Source organism: Streptomyces phytophilus, assembly GCF_013870535.1.
Classification (GTDB): domain Bacteria; phylum Actinomycetota; class Actinomycetes; order Streptomycetales; family Streptomycetaceae; genus Streptomyces; species Streptomyces phytophilus.
Map to the genome: position 1 here is coordinate 1 of NZ_JACBXC010000762.1, position 2958 is coordinate 2958.

The 2958-nt window shown below is 73.2% G+C and carries 3 protein-coding genes; 2 read left to right on the forward strand and 1 reads right to left on the reverse strand.

Going from position 1 to position 2958, the window contains the following annotated elements; translation table 11 throughout:
- Together H5J30_RS24820 and H5J30_RS24825 are read left to right on the forward strand one after the other, a co-directional pair.
- Positions 1 to 263 (forward strand): hypothetical protein (locus H5J30_RS24820; protein ID WP_181789585.1); only part of this gene is annotated, 263 nt, incomplete at its 5' end.
- A gap of 154 nt (positions 264 to 417) precedes the next feature.
- The gene (locus H5J30_RS24825; protein WP_181789586.1) at positions 418 to 2295 is read left to right on the forward strand and encodes a glycoside hydrolase family 2 protein; all 1878 of its coding nucleotides are present in this window, start codon (positions 418 to 420) and stop codon (positions 2293 to 2295) included.
- A gap of 24 nt (positions 2296 to 2319) precedes the next feature.
- Here the strand turns inward: H5J30_RS24825 and H5J30_RS24830 are convergent, their stop codons facing one another.
- The gene (locus tag H5J30_RS24830; RefSeq protein WP_258563523.1) at positions 2320 to 2811 is read right to left on the reverse strand and encodes an SRPBCC family protein; all 492 of its coding nucleotides are present in this window, start codon (positions 2809 to 2811) and stop codon (positions 2320 to 2322) included.
- Positions 2812 to 2958 lie beyond the last annotated feature (147 nt).

Sequence of the window (2958 nt, forward strand, 5' to 3'; positions counted from 1 at the left end):
GGGTGCTGGAGTTCTTCCTGACCGGCGACGTCGCGCTGACGTCGCTGACGTACACGGTCGACGGGAGGACCACGACGCTGGAGGACGTCGCGCTGCCGTGGCGGACCGCCGTCGACATCCCCGAGTACCCGCCGTCGATCCCCTGGCGGCTGAAGTACACGCACGAGCCGGGTGACGTCGGCTACCGCGTGATGGTGGACAGGATCATGCACGGGCAGGGGGGAGACTCCGGCACCGGCCGCGAGGACGAGGGGACGGCCTGACGCCACAGACGCCGGGCCGGTGACGCGGTTTTAACGTTACGCATCAGGGGTGGCTGCCCGGTCCCGGAGTGGTTTACAACGTTGCATCTTGGTGTTGTGATGGCAGGGACGTACCCCGTCCGACCTGACGTCCTCCCCCAGGAGACCCTTCGCCATGCCCGATTCGTACGCTCCCTCCGCCCCCGCGGGGACTCCCCGGCCCGAGTACCCCCGGCCCAGTTTCGTCCGGGCGGACTGGCTCAACCTCAACGGCACCTGGCAGTTCGCCCGCGACCCCGGTGACAGCGGGTTCGAGCGCGGGCTTGCCGGGGCCGAGCTGCCCGAGCGGATCGTCGTGCCGTTCTGCCCCGAGTCGGAGCTGTCCGGGATCGGGGACACCGACTTCCACCACGCCGTCTGGTACCGCCGCACCGTGCGGATACCCGGCGAGTGGGCCGGGCGGCGGGTCCTGCTGCACTTCGGGGCCGTCGACCACGACGCCACCGTGTGGGTCGACGGGCGGGAAGTCGCCCGGCACAGCGGCGGGTTCACCCCGTTCACCGCCGACCTCGGCGATGCCGTACGGGCCGGGGAGGAGGCCGTCGTCGTCGTGCGGGCGCGGGATGCCGCGCGGGGGCCGCAGGCGCGGGGGAAGCAGTCGACCGCGTACGCCAACCACGCCTGCTTCTACACCCGCACCACCGGCATCTGGCAGACCGTCTGGCTGGAGCCCGTCGCGGACACGCACTTCCGGCGGCCGCGCATCACCCCCGACCTGGCGGCCGGCTCCTTCCACGTCGAGGTCCCGCTCGCCGGGAGCCGCACCGGCCACCGCGTCCGCGCCGAACTGCGCGACGGGCACGGCGTCGTCGCCGAGGCCGCCGTCGCGGCGGACTTCGACCTCGCGCCGCGCCTCGTGCTGCCCGTACCCGGCGAGCGGCGCCGCCCCTGGTCCCCCGAGGATCCGCATCTGTACGAACTGGTGCTGGAGCTGACCGGTCCCGACGGCACCGTGATCGACCGTGCCGTCTGCACCGCCGGTCTGCGCGCGGTGACGATCGACGGGAAGCGGATCCTGCTCAACGGCAAGCCCGTCTTCCAGCGGCTCGTGCTCGACCAGGGCTGGTACCCCGACGGCCTCATGACCGCCCCCGACGACGCCGCCCTCGTCCGCGACATCGAACTCTCCCTCGCCGCCGGCTTCAACGGCGCCCGCCTGCACCAGAAGGTCTTCGAGGAGCGCTTCCTGCACCACGCCGACCGCCTCGGCTACCTCGTCTGGGGCGAGTTCGGCGACTGGGGCGCCGGCACCGGAGCCCCCGTCGGACCCGACAACCAGCAGCCCACCGCCGGCTTCGTCGCCCAGTGGCTGGAGGCCGTCGAACGCGACTACTCCCACCCCGCCCTCATCGGCTGGTGCCCGCTCAACGAGACCCGGCAGCTGCTGACCGACCGGCAGAGCGTCCTCGACGACGTCACCCGCGCCATGTTCCTCGCCACCAGGGCCGCCGACACCTCCCGGCCCGTACTCGACGCCTCCGGCTACGCCCACCGCGTACCGGAGACCGACGTCTACGACTCGCACTGCTACGAGCAGGACCCGGAGGTCTTCGGCGAGCTGATGGCCGGGCTGCGCGCGGGCACCCCCTTCGTCAACCCGCAGGACGAGGCGGCCGGGCAGACCTGGTCGCTGCCGTACGGCGGACAGCCCTACTTCTGCAGCGAGTTCGGCGGCATCTGGTGGAACCCGGAGGACGCCGCGGCGGCGGGCGAGGACCGGCTGGTGTCGTGGGGGTACGGGCAGCGGCCGCGCGACGAGGAGGCGTTCCACGAGCGGTTCGCGGGCCTGACCGGGGTGCTGCTGGGGGATCCGGACATGTTCGGCTACTGCTATACGCAGTTGACGGACGTCTTCCAGGAGCAGAACGGGATCTACCGGTTCGACCGGTCGGAGAAGCTCGACGTGCGGCGGGTACGGGCCGCGCAGCTGCGGGCGGCGGCCTTCGAGGGAACGGCCGAGGGGGAGCCGGAGGAGGAGGGCCCGGGGGCGTAGCGCCCTGCGGACGCCTGCGCCCTCTCACGCGCTCCGCCTGACCTCCAGCCTGTGCGCCGCCACCACCTGCCGCGCCCCCCGGCCCCCGTCCGCGATCCGGTCCAGCAGCAGCCCCAGCGCCGTCCGCGCGATCTCCGCCTGCATCCCGCGCCCGAACTGCGCGGGCCGGCCCGTGACCGCCAGGTCCGTCACCACCGACACCCGCGTGCCGCCGCCGGTCTCCGTCAGCTCCCCCGTGACCGTGGCCCGCGCCGTGCCCGTGCCGCGGGCCTCCTTGCCGTTCGCCAAGAGCACCATGCGCCGGGCCGCCTCGTCCTTCTCCTGAAAGGACGCCGTCCCCCGGTAGGTGAGCGTGACCGGGCCGACCTTCACCTTCACCGTCCCGCGCACCGTCTCGCCGTCGAAGCTCTCGACCGCCGCCCCGGGCATGCAGGGGGCGATGCCCTCGATGTCGAGCAGCGCCCGCCACGCCTCGTCGGCCGGTACGGGAACGGTGAACTCGTGCCGCAGCTCCATGGCGGTCCCTTCGTCGCCGGGTTCGTCGTCATCCGCCGGCCGCCCCCCGTACCACCGCCGCCAGCCGTTCGAGCGCGGCGAGGCTGTGCCCGGCCACGAAGGCGTCGACGTGCGGCAGCACCGCGGCCATGCCGCCCGCGAGCGGTT

What these genes read in the sequence shown, in the direction of transcription:
- H5J30_RS24825 (WP_181789586.1), top strand. Translation starts at nt 418, where the DNA reads ATGCCCGATTCGTACGCTCCCTCCGCCCCCGCGGGGACTCCCCGGCCC.
- H5J30_RS24830 (WP_258563523.1), bottom strand. Translation starts at nt 2,811, where the DNA reads ATGGAGCTGCGGCACGAGTTCACCGTTCCCGTACCGGCCGACGAGGCG.